16 protein-coding genes are annotated in these 18,980 nt (G+C 55.7%); 9 read left to right on the plus strand and 7 right to left on the minus strand.

Annotation, left to right across the window (positions count from 1 at the left end; genetic code table 11):
* Positions 1-83: 83 nt before the first annotated feature.
* From yhdP to csrD, 7 genes are all read right to left on the minus strand, one after another.
* The gene (gene yhdP, locus ACOTXC_RS21055) at positions 84-3,890 is read right to left on the minus strand and encodes an AsmA2 domain-containing protein YhdP (RefSeq protein ID WP_421767946.1); all 3,807 of its coding nucleotides are present in this window, start codon (positions 3,888-3,890) and stop codon (positions 84-86) included.
* A gap of 42 nt (positions 3,891-3,932) precedes the next feature.
* Positions 3,933-5,402: a ribonuclease G gene (gene rng, locus ACOTXC_RS21060; protein ID WP_003860405.1), complete on the minus strand. Its 1,470-nt coding sequence runs from the start codon at positions 5,400-5,402 to the stop codon at positions 3,933-3,935.
* A complete protein-coding gene (locus ACOTXC_RS21065; protein ID WP_003860403.1) occupies positions 5,392-5,985 on the minus strand; it encodes a Maf family protein in 594 nt (197 codons plus the stop codon). The genes rng and ACOTXC_RS21065 overlap by 11 nt, the downstream gene beginning before the upstream one ends.
* Before the next feature lie 9 nt (positions 5,986-5,994).
* Complete coding sequence (mreD, locus tag ACOTXC_RS21070) at positions 5,995-6,483, minus strand: rod shape-determining protein MreD (protein ID WP_003860402.1); 489 nt, start codon at positions 6,481-6,483, stop codon at positions 5,995-5,997.
* Complete coding sequence (gene mreC, locus ACOTXC_RS21075) at positions 6,483-7,499, minus strand: rod shape-determining protein MreC (RefSeq protein ID WP_003860400.1); 1,017 nt, start codon at positions 7,497-7,499, stop codon at positions 6,483-6,485. Before mreC ends, mreD begins: the two co-directional genes overlap by 1 nt.
* Positions 7,500-7,561: 62 nt before the next feature.
* Positions 7,562-8,605 (minus strand): rod shape-determining protein MreB, encoded by a 1,044-nt coding sequence (gene mreB / locus ACOTXC_RS21080; protein WP_000913396.1) that lies wholly within the window; start codon positions 8,603-8,605, stop codon positions 7,562-7,564.
* Between the two features lie 282 nt (positions 8,606-8,887).
* Entirely contained in the window at positions 8,888-10,828 is a 1,941-nt protein-coding gene (gene csrD / locus ACOTXC_RS21085) for an RNase E specificity factor CsrD (protein WP_022649564.1), read from the minus strand.
* A gap of 183 nt (positions 10,829-11,011) precedes the next feature.
* Between csrD and ACOTXC_RS21090 the strand changes: the two genes are divergently transcribed.
* The 9 genes from ACOTXC_RS21090 (at position 11,012) to prmA (ending at position 18,880) form a co-directional block, all read left to right on the plus strand.
* A complete protein-coding gene (locus ACOTXC_RS21090) occupies positions 11,012-11,986 on the plus strand; it encodes an MDR family oxidoreductase (RefSeq protein ID WP_023298743.1) in 975 nt (324 codons plus the stop codon).
* 77 nt (positions 11,987-12,063) lie between these two features.
* Positions 12,064-13,065: a protein-methionine-sulfoxide reductase catalytic subunit MsrP gene (gene msrP / locus ACOTXC_RS21095; RefSeq protein WP_126490710.1), complete on the plus strand. Its 1,002-nt coding sequence runs from the start codon at positions 12,064-12,066 to the stop codon at positions 13,063-13,065.
* A complete protein-coding gene (msrQ, locus tag ACOTXC_RS21100) occupies positions 13,066-13,665 on the plus strand; it encodes a protein-methionine-sulfoxide reductase heme-binding subunit MsrQ (protein ID WP_022649567.1) in 600 nt (199 codons plus the stop codon).
* Between the two features lie 234 nt (positions 13,666-13,899).
* The gene (gene aroQ, locus ACOTXC_RS21105) at positions 13,900-14,352 is read left to right on the plus strand and encodes a type II 3-dehydroquinate dehydratase (RefSeq protein WP_022649568.1); all 453 of its coding nucleotides are present in this window, start codon (positions 13,900-13,902) and stop codon (positions 14,350-14,352) included.
* Between the two features lie 21 nt (positions 14,353-14,373).
* Positions 14,374-14,835: an acetyl-CoA carboxylase biotin carboxyl carrier protein gene (accB, locus tag ACOTXC_RS21110; RefSeq protein WP_010436174.1), complete on the plus strand. Its 462-nt coding sequence runs from the start codon at positions 14,374-14,376 to the stop codon at positions 14,833-14,835.
* Between the two features lie 10 nt (positions 14,836-14,845).
* Positions 14,846-16,195, plus strand: coding sequence for an acetyl-CoA carboxylase biotin carboxylase subunit (gene accC / locus ACOTXC_RS21115; protein ID WP_003860388.1), 1,350 nt, complete (start codon positions 14,846-14,848; stop codon positions 16,193-16,195).
* Positions 16,196-16,303: 108 nt separating this feature from the next.
* Positions 16,304-16,546, plus strand: coding sequence for a YhdT family protein (locus ACOTXC_RS21120; protein WP_022649569.1), 243 nt, complete (start codon positions 16,304-16,306; stop codon positions 16,544-16,546).
* The gene (panF, locus tag ACOTXC_RS21125) at positions 16,536-17,987 is read left to right on the plus strand and encodes a sodium/pantothenate symporter (protein WP_022649570.1); all 1,452 of its coding nucleotides are present in this window, start codon (positions 16,536-16,538) and stop codon (positions 17,985-17,987) included. The genes ACOTXC_RS21120 and panF overlap by 11 nt, the downstream gene beginning before the upstream one ends.
* A gap of 11 nt (positions 17,988-17,998) precedes the next feature.
* Positions 17,999-18,880: a 50S ribosomal protein L11 methyltransferase gene (gene prmA, locus ACOTXC_RS21130; RefSeq protein ID WP_058646881.1), complete on the plus strand. Its 882-nt coding sequence runs from the start codon at positions 17,999-18,001 to the stop codon at positions 18,878-18,880.
* Positions 18,881-18,980: the final 100 nt, after the last annotated feature.

Consider the following 18,980-nt stretch of genomic DNA (forward strand, 5'->3'; position numbering starts at 1 on the left):
CGTATTGCTACTCGTTCGTTGCCGCCAGTGGCGGTATAAAATCAATATTATTGAGAGTGAGGCAATTACCTGCCCACGTCAAATCATTGCTGTGCTTCTTTGCGCGGCTGGCGCAGCACTTCATTAATCTGCGGTTTATCGATTGGGCCCGTAATGCGGTAACGCAGAATCGAGACTTTGCTCCAGAGCGGCCCCAGCACTTTGCTGGCGGCAAATACCGCCGCGCCAATTATCGGATTGACCACAAAAGCGGTAGCGACACCCACTGTAGCGGAGATTTCCGGGGCAACAACCGCTTCCATATCCAGCTCCCGGCGCACGAGGTTCACTGATCCTTTCATGGCGATGTCCGCTTCCAGGCCGTCCAGCAGCGTATCATCGGTATGCATCACGCCGTCCTTGATCCAGGCCGTTCCGCGAATGGAGTCATAATAGAAACCGTCGTTGAAGGTATCGCTGAAATCGAAGCGCAGCTTGCGCAGCAGCGCGTCAAAGCTCAGCAGGCGCAGTATTTGCCCTGCATGACCGGTGCTAACATCGGCAATTTGTCCCTTACCAAAACGGGTTCTGAGGATACCGTTCAGCGAGGCAACGTCCGGCTGCCACGGTGCCGCGCGCCAGTGCAGATCGTAATTCACATCGAAGGACGATCCGCGAAGCGGCGTGCTGATCCCAAAGAAGTTAGCCGCTGCGTCCAGCTTGTTGCCTTTAATATCGCCCTTCAGCGAGGTGCGCTGTTCACCCGGTTTGTTCACCCACTCGCCAGCGGCGGTCATGCGGCCAAAGCCGGTATCCACCAGCCCACCAGAGAGGCTCAGCGTATTGCCCTGAATAGCAAAATCACCGTCGATACGGCCATATTTCTGTCCCCACAGCCAGCACTCCGCACAGCGCAGCTGGAGATCGGGCCAGTTGCTGAAATCCACGCGCGACGTTCCACTGCTGCTGAAAGGAGACGTACTTGTCGACTGTGTTTTAGACGCCGTAAAGGTCGGGTTGTAATAGAGATAACGGATAGCCGCCTGCCATGGCGCGTTATCGCGCATCGTCAACGAACCGTTAATTTCACGCCCCTGCGCCTCGACCTTTGAGCCGTTCACCGTCGGCCGGGAGACAATACTCAGGTTGTTCCACTGCTGCCCACCCAGCGTCAGCGCAGGCGTGCGCAAGGTAATGGACTGCGGGAACTGCGCCGTTTGATCGACGTTTTGCCCGACACCTTTCTGAAACAGTGCCAGCCACTCTGCGCCATCCATCGGCGGGAGATTCAGTTCAATGCCCGCCTGCTCCGGCAGCGGCGGCGTGGTACGGCTGTCCGTCGTCCAGATCGCCCTGTCCAGCGTCAGCTTGCGGTTAAGCAGCCAGCGGCTGTTGAAGTGGTTTGTTCCGCCAGCGTTTCCGGTTAAATCGAAGCTGTTGAGGTTGCCCGCAACCTTTACGTTGACGGGCAGTGCTTCACCGCTTTTCTTGTTCAGCGGTGCGGGAAGCTGGCTACTGAGGTTTTTTAGATCGCCCGTAATGTCGACGTTATAGCGCGCACCGGCATGATAAGGCAGGTCGATGGCGACCTTGCCATTCCATGACACCGCGCCGTCCACCGCATTCTCAATCGGCTTCGGCAGAACATCCATGCGTGACGGCTGCCAGTTCGCGTCCATATTGACCGCCACCTGGTAGGCTTTATCGCCCTCGGTGGTGGAGAAATCGATATTGACGGGTTGATTGAACCAGGTCGCTTTCAGCGGCTTACTTTTCAGATTGCCGTTAACAAAGCTGAACTGACCGCTAAGGTTTTTCAGCGTGCTGTCCAGCGGCTTGATATAGAGGCTGTTATTGTTCAGACGAACGTCGCCTTTGGCGGTGGTCATTTCACCGTCGAGCGGGATATCCAGATGTAAGCGAGCATTCACATCACCATCTAACTGCAACTGCTGGAGAGTGGCCGCCAGGGAGTCATCCAGCGGCGTATCTTCAAAATACGGGCCAACCGCTTTACCCGGCCCATTAATATCCGCATCAATCAGCAGTTTCTCTTTGGAGTAATCCGGGATGTTTGCCGTCAGGTTGCTTGCCGTTACGCCGCCCAGCGCAACGCTGTCCGTCTTCATCCACAAGCCGTCATTCAGGAAGTTGAGTTCGATATTCAGATTCTTCAGCGCGGGCCAGTCCGGCTGGAAGGCATAGGTGGCGTTGCGTAGCGGCACCAGAACCTGGAACTGGCCTTCGTTATGCTTATACGGGAACAGGTGCGGATTGCCGCCGTAGACCAGCGTGGCGTTATCCGCCTGACCGCCCTGAATGGCGCCGCTGAGATAGTCTACCAGCGCTTTCCCCATCAGGTTTTCCGGGAAGTAGCGCCACGCCTGCGAACCGTCATCCGTGCTGATGCCTGCCAGAATGCCCAGCCACGGCTCATCGCCTTCAGGCTGTAGATAACGGAAATTACCGCGGGCATGTACCGCTTTGGCTTTTACATCAATATCGCGACCATCGAGCTGAAAACCTTTGTCATTCTTCAGCCAGTTAAGGGTGGCGTTTCCCTTTTCGATCTCCAGTGGCGCACGGAAGACCGTTTCGTACGGCATTTTTGCTTCCTGCATTTCTGCCGTCAGCCTGCCGTTTTCCACGCTTCCTTCCAGTTTACCGCTGAAGTGCTCGGCACCCGGCAGCAGCTTCCACTGTTTCCATGCGAGATTTTTCCATGCCGCCTGAAAACGCGTCTTTTCCGTGGCCTGGAGCGGAATATCCAGCGCCAGCCGGTTTATCTGCCCGCTCGGCTGCGTCGCCAGCCAGATTTCGCCCAGCTCCGGGGAGAGTTTTGCGGCCATTGAACGCAGCCCTTCGATCGCCGTCAGATCCAGGTTACTGGCACGGATACGCAGCTCATCGCTGCGTTTACCGTTTATCCCGCCGACGTCCTGCTCCGGCATCCACGCCAGCGTCAGTGCGCCGCGCGGCCAGGGTTTGTTATCCATGGAGATGCGCGTATCCGGAATAGCGAACTGCCAGCCGCCTTTATCCTGCGTCACGTGTGCGGTGAGGTTATCGACGGAAAGCTGATGCTGATGGTTTTCCCCCTTCCAGCTCGCGCCCCCCTGCTTAAGCCAGATATCGCCGCTGGCGAATGCCCCGTTCGTCAGGGTCATCCAGCCTTCCAGGCTGAAGCGCGCGGTTTCCAGCTGCATGTCCTGCTGTAGCCACTCACCCAGCCACGGCTTCACGTCCACGTCGTCCGCCTGTAGCCACACCCTGCCGTTGTTCAGCAGGCCATTGTCGTCGCGCAGATCCATCCGCACCTGCATAACGCCGTGCTGCCCGTTCAGGCTGGAGAGATTCACCTGCCCCTCGGCGCGGTGGCGATCTTTCCCGTTTAGCCAGGTCAGCTGTGGGATCGCCAGCTCAGCGCGCTGTCCGGAAAGGGTTATAAAGCTCACTTCGCTGTCGCGGAGATCGAAATGATCGAACTGACGCAGGAAGAGATCGCTGATACGGCTGGTTTCCAGCCCACGATCGCTGTCGCCGCTTTGCAGCGGCGTGTTGGTCATCAGCTGAAGTTGCCAGAAGGTGAGATCGCGAAACTGCCAGCGCAGATGCAGCAGGCTTTGCCAGACATCCAGCGCCAGGGTGACGCGTTTGATTTTAAGATGGCCGCCATCTTTCAGGCTGGCGCTGATATCCCGCGCATCAAGCGTCGGGCCAAAGTTCTGCCAGCTTGCCTCGATATGGCTCACGTCCACCGGCAGACCGGTGGCAGATTCGATTTTTGCCAGGATCTGCGGCCGCCAGCTGTCCAGATGCGGCAAGGCGAGACGCAGCCCGCTCACGAGCAACGCGACAATCACGACCAGCGTTGCCCCTGTAAGCAGTAAAATCCCCGGCAATCGCCTCACGCGTCTCTCCTTGTCAGCCTTAAATCTCGCAGCGAACTGCGTTTACATCATGACGACGTCAAACTGCTCCTGGTTATAGAGCGGCTCAATTTGCACTTTTACCTGTTTGCCGACAAAGATTTCCACTTCCGCCAGCGCGTGCGACTCTTCCCCTTTCAAGGCCTCTGCCACCGCAGGGGAAGCATAGACCAGAAAACGGTCTGAGTCGTAGGCATGATGGACACGGACAATCTCACGCATGATCTCGTAGCAGACCGTCTCCACCGTCTTTACCGTTCCGCGTCCATGGCAGGTTGGACACTCATTACACAGGACATGTTCCACGCTTTCGCGGGTCCGTTTCCGGGTCATTTCCACCAGACCGAGCTGCGAGAAGCCATTGATGCTGGTTTTCACGCGATCTTTACTCAGCGCCTGCTCCAGGGAGTGCAGCACGCGACGGCGGTGGTCTTCATTATTCATATCGATAAAGTCGATGATGATAATACCGCCCAGATTACGCAGGCGAAGCTGGCGTGCGATGGCCTGCGTCGCTTCTATATTGGTATTAAAGATGGTGTCATCGAGGTTGCGATGGCCGACAAACGCGCCGGTGTTGATGTCGACGGTGGTCATCGCTTCGGTTTGATCGATGATCAGATAGCCACCCGATTTCAGCTCAACCTTACGCTCCAGCGCACGCTGGATTTCGTTTTCAACGTCATAGAGATCAAATATTGGCTGGCGTCCGGTGTAATGCTCCAGCAGCCCCGGCATTTCCGGGATGTACTCGGCGGTGAACTCCAGTAAGGCTTCGTACGTCAGACGGGAGTCCACGCGGATTCGGTCGAGCTGCGCATCGGCGAAATCACGTAATACGCGCTGAGCGAGCGCCAGCTCACCGTACAGCCGGTAGCGGGTCTGGTTGCGTTTTTTACGCTCCATCACTTTGGTCCAGACGCGCTTCAGATAGGCCGCATCCGAGGCCAGGTCTTCTTCGCTGATCCCTTCCGCTGCGGTACGGATAATAAACCCGCCCTGCTCGTCGCAGTAGGCGCTGACCACCTTTTTCAGGCGTTCACGCTCGCTTTCGCTCTCAATACGCTGTGACACGCCGACGTGCGACGCCCCCGGCATAAAGACCAGATAACGTGAAGGAAGGGTGATGTCGGTGGTCAGACGCGCGCCTTTGGTGCCCAGCGGATCTTTTACCACCTGCACCATCAGATCCTGGCCCTGACGCACCAGCTCAGAGATGTCGCGCACGGCAAACTGCTTTTGCTCTTCGCCTGCCACGCATTCGGTATGCGGCATGATGTCGGAGGCGTGTAAAAACGCCGCTTTATCGAGCCCAATATCTACAAAAGCCGCCTGCATACCCGGCAGTACACGACTGACACGACCTTTGTAGATATTGCCTACGATTCCGCGCCGCGCTTCACGCTCAATATGAATTTCCTGAAGAATGCCACCATCAATGTAGGCCACACGGGTTTCCGATGGCGTTACGTTTACCAACAATTCAGCCGTCATAATTATCCCTTCCCTCACGCAGTGAGTTAAAATTGCTCAGCAACTCATACGTTTCCACCAGCGGTAAGCCGACTACGGCGTGATAGCTGCCATTTATCTTCCTGACAAAACAGCCACCCAACCCTTGAATACCGTATGCACCTGCTTTATCCATAGGTTCACCGCTGGCGATATAGCCGGCGATCTCCTCGTCGGTGAGGACTCTGAACGTCACTTCCGTTACCACAAGGCAATCCAGAACGTACTGGCTGTCTGCCAGCGCTACCGCCGTCATCACCTGATGGGTTTGTCCGGACATGTTACGCAGCATCCGCGCAGCATGGTCTGCGTCGCGGGGTTTCTCAAGCACCTCACCATTGAGGATGACGATGGTATCGGCCCCCAGCACCGGTAAGTCACGCGGCACGCATGCAACGCCCGCCTGCGCTTTTTCACGCGCCAGACGGGAGACATACTGCTGAGCGCTTTCGCCCTCAGCACGTTTTTCTTCGATACCGGTAACGATGCGTTCGAAGGATACACCCAACTGCGCGAGCAGTTCCTGGCGACGCGGAGAACCGGAGGCAAGATACAAAGACGTCATAGAAACCTTTTATTGCACGGCAAACTGCTGGCGAATTTTACGCATCAGCAGGAACAGCCACGGCCAGAGCACACCGTTTACTACACTACTCCAGAACACTTCCGGTCGGAAAGAGACGTTGATCACTAAAAACTCTGCCCAGAAAACAACGATATCCGCAGCGAGCGACAACAACATCACCACCAGCGCCTGTTGCCAGAGCGCAAGGTTACGAAAGAGCTGGAATTTGAGTGCAACGAGATACGCAATAATGCTCATGGATAAGGCGCGGACGCCAAGCGTAGAGCCACTGATAAGATCCAGTATGGCACCCATCACAAAACCTGTGCCGACATTTACGCGGTGCGGCAGGGCAAGGATCCAGTAGAGCAAAATGAGTAATACCCAGTTTGGCCGGAAAACAAGAATGTCGTCCGGCCAGGGCATAATTTGCAGCAACAATGCAACGAGGAATGAGAGCCAGATTACCCAGCGCCCCTGGCTACGATAACTGGCCACTACTGCCCTCCACCCGAGACTTGCGGCGGTGGCGGCGCATCCGGTAGCGGCTGCGTTAACCCCGTCGCCGGAGCCGGTACGGGCGCAGGTGGCCCCATTGCATCCGGCGCAGGCAGCACCTGCGGCATCATCTGCATCAGGCGCTCATTGGCCACGCGATGCACATCTTCCGGCGTCATCGGGTTAGCGCCGTTACGATCGGCGCCCCATAGCAGCAGCAGGTAGCGTAAACGCTGCAAGCCAGCCGTTGGACGCGCCTGGATCACGGTGTAGGCACGTTGAGTGTCGAGCTTCACGGAAGAGACAACCGCAACCGGGTAGCCTTCAGGGAAACGACCGCCCAGACCAGACGTCACCAGCACGTCACCCACGCGGATATCCGTGTTGGCGGGCAGGTGTTCCAGTTGCAGATCGTCCGTACAACCATTACCGGCGGCAATTACGCGAATATCGTTACGCAGCACCTGAATCGGCAGTGCATGGGTGGCATCGCAAATCAGCAGCACACGGCTGGTCAGTTTGGCAACCGCCACGACCTGGCCCACAACGCCTTTATCGCTGATGACAGGCTGACCTTCGTATACGCCGTTCACGCTGCCTTTATCAATCACCACCTGATCGCTGTATGGATCGTTTACGGTGGAGATCACCTGGGTGACCATTTTCTGTTCATCCTGGCGCAGCGGCGAGCCAAGCAGTTCCCGCAGACGCGCGTTTTCCTGCTTATATTGCCCCAGCATCAGTAGCTCGCTGTTTTTCAGCAGCAGTTCCTGGCGTAATGCACGGTTTTCGAGTTCGAGCTGGTCACGCGATGAAAGCGTTTGCGACACGGAGTCGAGCAGTTCACGGGGACCATTTGAAATAAAGTAGAAAGGACTGACGGCGGTATCCATGTACGTTCGGATCTGGCTGAACGTACCGAGGCGGCTATCGGCAATAATGACCCCGAGCGCCACCAGAACCGCCAGGATCAGGCGAAACTGTAGCGACGGGCCACGGCTAAAAATTGGCTTCATAGGCTATGCGTATTCTCGCGTCAGAGAGAAAGGGTAGCCATTTGCTACCCTCTCACACCCGACTACTCTTCGCTAAACAAGTCGCCGCCGTGCATGTCGATCATTTCCAGCGCCTTGCCACCACCACGGGCGACGCAAGTCAGTGGATCTTCTGCAACTACGACAGGAATACCTGTCTCTTCCATTAACAGGCGGTCGAGGTTACGCAGCAGCGCACCACCACCGGTCAGAACCATACCGCGCTCGGAGATATCGGAGGCCAGCTCTGGCGGGCACTGTTCCAGCGCTACCATCACCGCGCTCACGATGCCGGTCAGCGGCTCCTGCAACGCTTCGAGGATTTCGTTGGAGTTCAGGGTGAATCCGCGTGGCACGCCTTCTGCCAGGTTACGACCGCGAACTTCGATCTCGCGAACTTCATCACCCGGATAGGCAGAACCGATTTCATGCTTGATGCGCTCTGCGGTCGCTTCACCGATCAGAGAGCCGTAGTTACGGCGAACGTAATTGATGATGGCTTCGTCGAAACGGTCCCCGCCGATACGCACGGAAGAGGAGTACACCACGCCGTTCAGGGAGATAACGGCCACTTCAGTGGTACCGCCACCGATATCCACCACCATAGAACCGGTTGCTTCAGAAACCGGCAGACCCGCACCAATTGCCGCAGCCATCGGTTCTTCAATCAGGAACACTTCACGCGCACCGGCACCCTGAGCGGATTCACGGATTGCACGGCGTTCAACCTGGGTTGCGCCAACCGGCACACACACCAGTACGCGCGGGCTTGGGCGCATAAAGCTGTTGCTATGAACCTGCTTGATGAAGTGCTGAAGCATTTTTTCGGTCACGAAGAAGTCAGCAATAACGCCATCTTTCATTGGGCGGATCGCGGCAATGTTGCCCGGCGTACGGCCCAGCATCTGCTTCGCATCATGGCCTACTGCGGCCACGCTTTTTGGCGAGCCAGCACGATCCTGACGAATGGCCACAACGGAAGGCTCATTCAATACGATGCCTTGTCCTTTTACATAGATAAGGGTATTCGCGGTACCCAGGTCAATGGACAGGTCATTGGAAAACATGCCACGAAATTTTTTCAACATACTAAGGGATAATCCTGAAAGCTGGGGCGGAAAACAAAATCCGCTTACTTTACCAACCACACGCAGCAGCGACAAGGCGCAAAAATCGTCTGCTACGGTGAAAATTAGTGCAGCACGTTTCCTTTGTTACAAATTCATCCCCTGAATCCCTCAGGGCTGAGTAAACAGCAGCGTCCCTCACTTTCACTTGTAACCTATAAAAGGTCGTTCACTGGCTTTTATGCTCGTCTTACTCAAAGCTACAGGCGCGATATTCTACGTGAAAACAAAGTAAACGGCAGGTCAAACAGAGTATCTTTGCAAATATTTTTTCACATTGGTGTCAAGCGGCTGAGAGGCGGCAAAAAAATCCCCCTGACCGCCCGTCACGCCGCGCTCTGTCAACATCTGCCATTCACTGCGTGAACGTACGCCTGCGGCAAATACTTGCGTTTGCGTTCCTTTGCACGCCTCCACCAGGCTTTGTACCAGCAGCTGGTTTTCCGTGCGCTTTTCGATATTCCTTACCAGACCCGGATGCAGCTTCAATAATTCGACATCCAGCTCTTTGATCCAGCTGGTGCTGACCAGGGTAAGACCCGCCTGTGTTACCGCCACGCGAGCCCCAAGCGCATTGATTAAACGCACAACCGAGCGCAACCGGCTGATGTGTTGACCTACATCTGCCTCTGCAAGTTCAAAAATAATGCGTTTGCGTTGCGATTTTTCGCATTGCATTAACGTGTCACGTAACCAACGCTGAAAACGCGGACGGATCAGCGATTCGACGGTCACCTGTAAAGCCAGATTTTCTTCAGGCCAGTACGATAAAAACGGAATGAGGCGGGTGATTTGCTGGCGGTCATACTCTTCGGACAATCCGAATTGCAGCACCATCGGCAAATACTCTGCGGAGATAACCTCCTCGGTCCCATCAAAAATACGGCACATCAGCTCACGATGATGGACATGACCATTTTTTATGACCGCCGGTTTTTGATAGATGCGCGGTCCACCCCGGCTCAGCATCTGTTCAATCAGGGTTCGCCAGCGTACGTTGCCGCGCCCTTTTTCCGGTAGCGTATCATCATAGACCGCCCAGCCGTTCGCCCCCTGCAATACGGCGTTGCGCGTGGCCGCTTCTGCATGTTCCATCACCTGCTCCGTCGACTGACCGCCGCGCCAGGCACAGATGCCCATATGCACCATGTCGTCGCGGTCGAGCATTTTGCTCTGGGGTAGCGCATCGACGGCTTTCAACAGCTGGCTGGCGATACTCTCGGACTCCTTTAAGGTGCGATGCGGCAGCAAGACGGCAAAGTCGCTGCGGTGGTAGCGTGCCAGTAACGCGCCGGGGTAGCGCATAATAAAGGTGGACAGCAGGTTAATCAGCGTGAAGAGGTTCTCTTCCGCCACGCGCTGGCCCCAGGTATCACGGAGCAGATCGAAGTCGGGCAGGCGAATCATCATTACCACGCCATGCGTCCCCACCTTTTCGGGGTCATCAAGAAGCGTAGCCAGCTGATTATCAAAGAAGAGACGGTTGTTAAGGCCCGTTTTGTTATCCTGCGCGGCGTAGGAGCGAATCAACGTGTCCATACGGCTACGCTGATCGCTGGCAAACTGGATTTCGGAGAGCAGCACGTCCAGGGCGCTACTGGTACGTGATGGCCATTCATAAACCGATCCCCGTACCTGCGGACCCCGCTCGCCATTCAGTATTCGCACCGAGCGTGTTTCCAGCAGTTCCTGGCCGGAAAGTTGACGACGCTGCCAGCGAACGGCGAGGAAAATCAGCAGGACGATCAAGGCAACGGCGATGGTTAAGGGCGCGGTGGTCATGAGCGAGCGTAAATAGTTGCTCATCGGATCCTGGTACATCAGATGGATTGTCATACCCGGATGTTTAAGTGAGCGTACCGTTATGTCCCGATACTGATCTACCGTGCCGGCAGGACGGTAGCTGCCCTGACGGGTATGGCTGAAAACGGTCTGCTTCCCCTGTTTAATGTCGATCTGCACGATATCCACAGGCACCATTAACTCATCCAGTTCACGCGAAAGTGCCGGGAAGGAGGTTGTAATCAGGCGAGTGTCGATAACCGATGCAACCGATTCTACCCGGTTAACCAGCTTATCCTGGATGGCATTATAAAAGCTCAGCGAGCAGCCGATTAGCGTGACAAATATGGTCAGTCCCGTCAGCAAGGTGATAAAAGCTGAGAACTTCGTCGTTAATCGCATCCTTGAGATTACTCCGTGGGTTTAAGGGGTCGCAAGTGAGCGCTAACTTGCATTTCAAATGCGGCATACTACCAAACCTGGTGTATCTGGCAATTTATTGCGTTAAATCGGCACTGCGTTTCATTGAGCGAGTATAGTCTTCAGTACATATTTTCCCATCATCAATCCTAGTGAGGACCCTGTATGCAGGCTTTGATCTTAGAACAGCAGGACGGCAAAACCGTTGCCTCGGTGCAAGCCATTGACGAGAGCCGCCTGCCGGAGGGCGACGTGACCGTAGATATCGACTGGTCAAGCCTGAACTATAAAGATGCACTGGCCATTACGGGAAAAGGTAAAATCATCCGAAATTTCCCAATGGTGCCAGGCATCGACTTGGCTGGACGCGTGCATACCAGTGAAGATCCGCGTTTTCACGCCGGACAGCAGGTGCTGCTCACCGGCTGGGGCGTAGGTGAAAACCACTGGGGAGGACTGGCAGCGCAGGCGCGCGTAAAAGGTGACTGGCTGGTCCCGATGCCGAAAGGCCTGGACGGCCGTAAGGCGATGATCGTCGGCACGGCAGGTTTCACCGCCATGCTCTGCGTGATGGCGCTGGAAGAGGCCGGGATCCGTCCTGACTCTGGCGAAATTGTCGTGACCGGCGCCAGCGGTGGCGTGGGCAGCACGGCCGTCACGCTGCTGCACAAGCTGGGGTACCAGGTCGCCGCCGTCTCTGGCCGCGAAAGTACGCATGATTATCTACGTCAGTTGGGCGCAAGCCGTATTCTGAGCCGCGACGAATTCGCCGAGACCCGTCCGCTTGAAAAACAGGTCTGGGCTGGCGCTGTAGATACCGTCGGCGACAAAGTGCTGGCGAAGGTGCTGGCGCAAATGAATTACGGTGGCTGCGTGGCGGCCTGTGGTCTGGCGGGTGGTTTTGCCCTGCCGACGACGGTGATGCCATTTATTCTGCGTAACGTGCGTCTTCAGGGTGTCGATTCGGTCATGACCCCAGCCGAGCGGCGGGCTGAGGCCTGGGAACGTCTGGCGCGGGATCTGCCAGCCTCATTCTATGAGCAGAGCGCCACTGAGATTACCCTGAGCCAGGCGCCAGAGTACGCCAATAAAATCATGGACAACCAGTTCCACGGTCGTGCGCTGGTTAAAATCGCCTAATCTTCAAATTTTCGTGACATATTCGCGCTAACCCTCCTCCTCCGTCATGCTTAGAAAAACGCCTGACGGAGGATGCCATGAAAACCCGAAAACTGACGGAAGCAGACGTAACGTCCGAGTCTGTCTTTATGCTACAGCGTCGCCAGATCCTGAAAATGCTTGGCATCAGCGCCACTGCCCTGACGCTCACCCCTGCGGCCCACGCCGATCTGCTCGACTGGTTTAAGGGCAATGACCGCCCGAAAGCCCCCTCTGGCGCACCGCTTAACTTCACCAAACCGGCGCAATGGCAGAATAAACTGACGTTGACGCCGGAAGATAAAGTCACCGGCTATAACAACTTCTATGAGTTTGGCCTTGATAAGGCCGATCCTGCCGCCAACGCCGGGAGCATGAAAACCGATCCCTGGACGCTGAAGATTGATGGCGAAGTGGCAAAGCCGCTGACGCTGGATCATCATGACCTCACCACCCGCTTCCCACTTGAAGAACGCATTTACCGTATGCGCTGTGTGGAAGCCTGGTCGATGGTGGTGCCGTGGGTAGGTTTCCCTTTGCATAAACTGCTGGCGCTGGTTGAGCCCACCAGCAACGCGAAGTATGTTTCCTTCCAGACGCGCTATGCCCCGGACGAGATGCCAGGCCAGAAGGATCGGTTTATCGGCGGCGGGCTGGAGTATCCCTACGTTGAAGGTTTACGTCTCGACGAAGCCATGCATCCGCTTACGCTGCTCACCGTCGGGGTTTACGGCAAAGCGCTGCCGCCGCAAAACGGGGCGCCCATTCGCCTGACCGTACCGTGGAAATACGGTTTCAAGGGCATCAAATCGATCGTCAGCATTAAGCTCACCCGTGAACGCCCACCCACCACCTGGAATCTCGCAGCGCCAGATGAGTATGGTTTTTTTGCCAACGTTAACCCGCACGTTGATCATCCACGCTGGTCGCAGGCGACGGAACGTTTTATCGGTTCCGGCGGCGCGCTGGATGTTAAACGCCAGCCAACGCTGCTGTTGAACGGCTATGCAGATGAGGTGGCATCCCTCTATCGTGGGCTGAATTTACGGGAGAACTTCTAAGTGCGTTTAACGGCAAAGCAGATAACCTGGCTGAAGGTACTCCTGCATTTAGCCGGATTGCTCCCCTTTATCTGGCTCTTTTGGGCAGCCAGCCAGGGACAGTTCAGTGCCGATCCGGCTAAAGATATTCAGCATTTTACGGGTCGGATGGCTCTGAAATTTTTGCTGGCGACCTTGCTCGTCTCACCGCTTGCGCGCTACGCTAAACAGCCATTGCTAATACGTACCCGTCGGCTTTTGGGGCTATGGTGTTTTGCCTGGGCGACGCTGCATCTCACCAGTTACGCCCTGCTGGAACTGGGCATTAACAACCTGGCACTCCTTGGCAGCGAACTGGTTACGCGTCCTTATCTGACGCTGGGTATCGTAAGCTGGCTGGTTTTACTGGCGCTGACACTGACATCCACGCAGTACGCGCAGCGAAAAATGGGACGGCGCTGGCAACTGCTGCACAACTTCGTCTATCTTGTCGCGATCCTCGCGCCCATCCATTACCTGTGGTCGGTGAAGATTTTATCTCCTCAGCCGGTCATCTACGCCCTGCTGGCATTGGCCCTTTTAGCATGGCGTTACAAGAAGTTCCGCCAGTGGGTACGATAGTCCACGAAACTGTGCGTTTTCCCGCAGATTATTTATCAGCCGCGAATCTTTTTCGGATAGCGGTTGATAATCTTCCCTGATAAGACCAGTATTTAGCTGCCAAATGCTACGAAATCGTTATAATGTGCGACTTCGGTTTTCCGGACAGGGGTTTTTGGCCTCTGAAAGGGTGACAATTGCGTATTGAGGGTATATGTTGTTTTTTACCCGAAAATCGCAGGAGATAGCGGCACAATGGCTGACAAATTCCAAATTTTAGTATTGAACGGACCGAACCTGAACATGCTCGGCACCCGTGAGCCAGAGAAGTACGGCACGCTGACATTGAGCGAAATTGTTAACCGTCTGGGTACGGAAGCAGCCTCGCTGAATGTGGATTTGGACCATTTTCAGTCAAACGCGGAGTACGCAATCATCGACCGTATTCATCAGGCTAAAGACACTGTGGACTATATCCTGATCAATCCGGCCGCGTTTACGCACACCAGTGTTGCTATACGCGACGCACTGCTCGCGGTGAGTATCCCGTTTATCGAGATCCACCTGAGTAACGTGCACGCCCGAGAGCCGTTCCGCCACCATTCCTACTTGTCAGATATCGCCGCTGGCGTGATATGTGGGCTGGGTGCAGACGGCTATTCATACGCTTTACAGACAGCGGTAAAACGCTTGTCACAATCACACTAAACAAGAGTACGGAACCCACTCATGGATATTCGTAAGATTAAAAAACTGATCGAGCTGGTTGAAGAATCAGGCATCTCCGAACTGGAAATTTCTGAAGGCGAAGAGTCTGTACGCATCAGCCGTGCAGCCCCAGCCGCTAGCTTCCCGGTAATGCAGCAAGCTTATGCTGCGCCAGTGCAGCAGCCTGCGCTCTCCGCAGCCGTTGCACCAGCAGCAGAAGCCGCACCTGCAGCAGCTGCAGAAATCAGTGGTCACATCGTACGTTCCCCAATGGTTGGTACTTTCTACCGCACCCCGAGCCCGGACGCGAAAGCGTTCATCGAAGTGGGTCAGAAAGTCAACGTAGGCGATACCCTGTGCATCGTTGAAGCCATGAAAATGATGAACCAGATCGAAGCAGACAAATCAGGTACTGTGAAAGCGATTCTGGTCGAAAGTGGTCAGCCGGTAGAATTTGACGAGCCGCTGGTCGTCATCGAGTAACGAGGCGAACATGCTGGATAAAATTGTTATCGCCAACCGTGGCGAGATTGCACTGCGTATTCTTCGTGCCTGTAAAGAACTGGGCATCAAGACCGTGGCCGTGCACTCAAGCGCGGATCGCGATTTAAAACACGTATTGCTGGCGGATGAGACGGTCTGTATCGGTCCGGCTCCGTCCGTAAAAAGCTATCTGAACATCCCGGCTATCATCAGCGCCGCCGAAATCACTGGCGCGGTCGCGATTCACCCGGGTTATGGTTTCCTCTCTGAGAACGCCAACTTTGCTGAGCAGGTTGAACGCTCTGGCTTTATCTTCATTGGCCCGAAAGCCGACACCATTCGCCTGATGGGTGACAAAGTGTCTGCCATCACCGCGATGAAAAAAGCCGGCGTGCCAACCGTACCGGGCTCTGACGGCCCGCTGACCGACGATATGGATGCTAACCGCGCCCATGCTAAACGCATTGGCTACCCGGTTATCATCAAGGCGTCTGGCGGCGGCGGCGGTCGCGGTATGCGCGTTGTACGCAGCGATGCTGAACTGGCGCAGTCCATCTCCATGACCAAAGCGGAAGCGAAAGCGGCTTTCAGCAATGACATGGTGTACATGGAAAAATACCTGGAAAACCCACGCCACATCGAAATTCAGGTGCTGGCTGACGGTCAGGGCAACGCGATCTATCTGGCTGAACGTGACTGCTCCATGCAGCGTCGTCACCAGAAAGTCGTCGAAGAAGCGCCAGCGCCGGGCATTACGCCGGAACTGCGTCGCTACATCGGTGAGCGTTGCGCCAAAGCGTGTGTCGATATCGGCTATCGCGGGGCGGGTACCTTTGAGTTCCTGTTCGAAAACGGCGAGTTCTACTTCATTGAGATGAACACCCGTATTCAGGTTGAACACCCGGTTACCGAAATGATCACCGGCGTTGACCTGATCAAAGAACAGCTGCGTATCGCAGCCGGTCAGCCGCTGTCCATCAAACAGGAAGAAGTTGTGGTTAAAGGCCATGCGGTAGAGTGCCGTATCAACGCCGAAGACCCGAACACCTTCCTGCCAAGCCCGGGTAAAATCACGCGTTTCCACGCGCCGGGTGGCTTTGGTGTGCGCTGGGAGTCCCATATTTACGCCGGTTACACCGTACCGCCGTACTATGACTCAATGATCGGTAAGCTGATCTGCTACGGCGAAAACCGTGACGTGGCCATTGCCCGCATGAAGAACGCCCTTCAGGAGCTGATCATCGACGGGATCAAAACCAACGTAGATCTCCAGATGCGCATCATGAGCGACGAGCACTTCCAGAATGGTGGTACTAACATCCACTACCTGGAGAAAAAACTCGGTCTGAACGAGAAGTAAGAGACCAGTGTTGCTAAAAGGCCGGATTATCCGGCCTTTTTTATTTCTGGGGATCGCAAAGCCCCATCATGTACAATCCCCGCTTTCTTCATCCACAAGGGACAAAAAATGGACAAACGTTTTGTTCAGGCCCATAAAGAAGCGCGCTGGGCGCTGTGGCTGACCCTTCTCTATCTCGCTGCATGGTTAGTAACTGCTTACTTACCTGATTCAGCGATTGGCATTACCGGCCTCCCGCACTGGTTTGAAATGGCCTGCCTGCTGCTGCCGCTGGTGTTTATTGTGCTGTGCTGGGCGATGGTGAAATTCATCTATCGCGATATCTCCCTGGAGGACGATGATGCAGCTTGAAGTCATTCTGCCGCTTGTCGCTTACCTGTTCCTGGTGTTTGGCCTGTCGGTTTATGCGATGCGTAAACGTTCGACCGGCACCTTTCTGAACGAGTATTTCCTCGGGAGCCGCTCAATGGGTGGCGTCGTGCTGGCCATGACGCTGACCGCTACTTACATCAGCGCCAGCTCGTTTATCGGTGGCCCGGGCGCCGCTTATAAGTACGGACTGGGCTGGGTACTGCTGGCTATGATCCAGCTGCCTGCCATCTGGCTCTCTCTGGGCATACTGGGTAAAAAGTTTGCCATTCTGGCCCGTCGCTACAATGCCGTGACGCTGAACGATATGCTGTTTGCCCGCTATCAGAGTCGCTTGCTGGTATGGCTGGCAAGCCTGAGTCTGCTGGTGGCGTTTATTGGTGCGATGACGGTGCAGTTTATCGGCGGCGCACGTCTGCTGGAAACGGCAGCCGGGATCCCCTACGAGACGGGTCTGGTCATTTTCGGTGTGAGTATCGCGCTGTACACCGCGTTTGGCGGGTTCCGTGCCAGCGTTCTGAACGACACGATGCAGGGAATGGTGATGCTTATTGGCACTCTCGTTCTGCTGGTGGGTATCGTGCATGCCGCAGGGGGCCTGAGCCATGCGGTTGAAACCCTGGAAGCGATCGATCCGAAACTGGTCTCGCCGCAGGGGGCGGATGACATCCTCTCTCCAACCTTTATGACCTCGTTCTGGGTGCTGGTGTGCTTTGGCGTGATTGGCCTGCCGCATACCGCCGTGCGCTGCATCTCATATAAAGACAGCAAAGCGGTACACCGCGGGATTATTATCGGGACAATTGTGGTGGCAATCCTGATGTTTGGTATGCACCTGGCGGGCGCGCTGGGACGCGCGGTGATCCCTGACCTTACCGTACCGGATCTGGTCATTCCAACCCTGATGGTGAAAGTACTTCCGCCGTTTGCCGCCGGAATTTTCCTCGCCGCACCCATGGCGGCCATTATGTCGACCATCAACGCTCAGTTGCTGCAAAGTTCCGCTACGATCATTAAAGATCTCTATCTGAATTTGCGCCCTGAACAGGTCGAAAATGAGCGACGCCTCAAGCGCATGTCGGCGGTGATTACCCTGGTGCTGGGGGCGTTGCTGCTGCTGGCCGCGTGGCGTCCACCGGAGATGATCATCTGGTTGAACCTGCTCGCCTTTGGCGGGCTGGAAGCCGTTTTCCTGTGGCCGCTGGTGCTGGGGCTGTACTGGGAACGCGCGAATGCCGCGGGTGCATTAAGCGGCATGATTGTCGGGGGCGTCCTGTATGCCGTTCTCGCCACGTTGAAAATTCAGTATCTTGGCTTTCACCCGATCGTGCCTTCGTTACTGTTAAGTTTACTGGCGTTTGTGGTGGGTAACCGTTTTGGCCGTCCCGTTCCACCCGCCACCCTGATTTCTACTGATAAATAAAGAGTTTTGCCATGCCGTGGATCCAATTGAAACTGAACACAACCGGCGCGAACGCCGAAGAACTGAGTGATGCGCTGATGGAGGTCGGTTCGGTCTCTATCACGTTCCAGGACACGCATGACACGCCGGTCTTTGAGCCGCTACCAGGCGAAACGCGCCTGTGGGGTGATACGGACGTTATCGGCCTGTTCGATGCAGAAACCGACATGAAAGAGGTCGTGGCGATTCTGGAAAACCATCCGCTGCTGGGCGCGGGTTTCGCGCATAAAATCGAACAGCTGGAAGACAAAGACTGGGAACGCGAGTGGATGGACAACTTCCATCCGATGCAGTTTGGTCAGCGTCTGTGGATCTGCCCAAGCTGGCGCGACGTTCCCGATGAAAATGCGGTCAACGTAATGCTGGATCCGGGTCTGGCGTTCGGCACCGGTACCCACCCGACAACCTCCCTGTGCCTGCAATGGCTGGATGGCCTGGATCTGGAAGGCAAAACCGTGATCGACTTCGGTTGCGGATCCGGGATCCTCGCTATCGCGGCGCTGAAACTGGGCGCGGCAAAAGCCATCGGGATCGACATCGATCCGCAGGCGATTCAGGCCAGCCGTGATAACGCCGAGCGTAATGGCGTTTCCGATCGCCTTGAACTGTATCTGCCCGATGCACAGCCAGAGGCCATGAAAGCCGATGTGGTGGTCGCGAATATCCTGGCTGGCCCGTTACGCGAGCTGGCGCCGTTAATCAGCGTGCTGCCGGTTGAAGGCGGTCTGCTGGGCCTGTCCGGTATCCTTGCCAGCCAGGCAGCCAGCGTCTGTGAAGCCTACGCCGATCTCTTTGCGCTCGACCCGGTTGTCGAGAAAGAAGAGTGGTGTCGCATCACCGGTCGTAAAAAATAAGCCTTTGGCGTGGTCGTCTGACCACGCCTTTTCCCTTCGGTTTTTTCTCCCCCCTTCATCCTTTCTTCGATAAAATAACCTCACAAATCATAATGTTAAT

Origin of the sequence: Enterobacter cloacae complex sp. IR5428, assembly GCF_049238585.1 — a bacterium.
In the GTDB taxonomy this organism is placed as follows: domain Bacteria; phylum Pseudomonadota; class Gammaproteobacteria; order Enterobacterales; family Enterobacteriaceae; genus Enterobacter; species Enterobacter intestinihominis.

Bases quoted from the DNA above. Each gene is read 5' to 3' on its own strand.
- rng (WP_003860405.1), bottom strand. From the start codon at position 5,402: ATGACGGCTGAATTGTTGGTAAACGTAACGCCATCGGAAACCCGTGTG.
- ACOTXC_RS21065 (WP_003860403.1), bottom strand. From the start codon at position 5,985: ATGACGTCTTTGTATCTTGCCTCCGGTTCTCCGCGTCGCCAGGAACTG.
- mreC (WP_003860400.1), bottom strand. From the start codon at position 7,499: ATGAAGCCAATTTTTAGCCGTGGCCCGTCGCTACAGTTTCGCCTGATC.
- mreB (WP_000913396.1), bottom strand. From the start codon at position 8,605: ATGTTGAAAAAATTTCGTGGCATGTTTTCCAATGACCTGTCCATTGAC.
- csrD (WP_022649564.1), bottom strand. From the start codon at position 10,828: ATGCGATTAACGACGAAGTTCTCAGCTTTTATCACCTTGCTGACGGGA.
- ACOTXC_RS21090 (WP_023298743.1), top strand. From the start codon at position 11,012: ATGCAGGCTTTGATCTTAGAACAGCAGGACGGCAAAACCGTTGCCTCG.
- msrP (WP_126490710.1), top strand. From the start codon at position 12,064: ATGAAAACCCGAAAACTGACGGAAGCAGACGTAACGTCCGAGTCTGTC.
- aroQ (WP_022649568.1), top strand. From the start codon at position 13,900: ATGGCTGACAAATTCCAAATTTTAGTATTGAACGGACCGAACCTGAAC.
- accB (WP_010436174.1), top strand. From the start codon at position 14,374: ATGGATATTCGTAAGATTAAAAAACTGATCGAGCTGGTTGAAGAATCA.
- accC (WP_003860388.1), top strand. From the start codon at position 14,846: ATGCTGGATAAAATTGTTATCGCCAACCGTGGCGAGATTGCACTGCGT.
- ACOTXC_RS21120 (WP_022649569.1), top strand. From the start codon at position 16,304: ATGGACAAACGTTTTGTTCAGGCCCATAAAGAAGCGCGCTGGGCGCTG.
- panF (WP_022649570.1), top strand. From the start codon at position 16,536: ATGCAGCTTGAAGTCATTCTGCCGCTTGTCGCTTACCTGTTCCTGGTG.
- prmA (WP_058646881.1), top strand. From the start codon at position 17,999: ATGCCGTGGATCCAATTGAAACTGAACACAACCGGCGCGAACGCCGAA.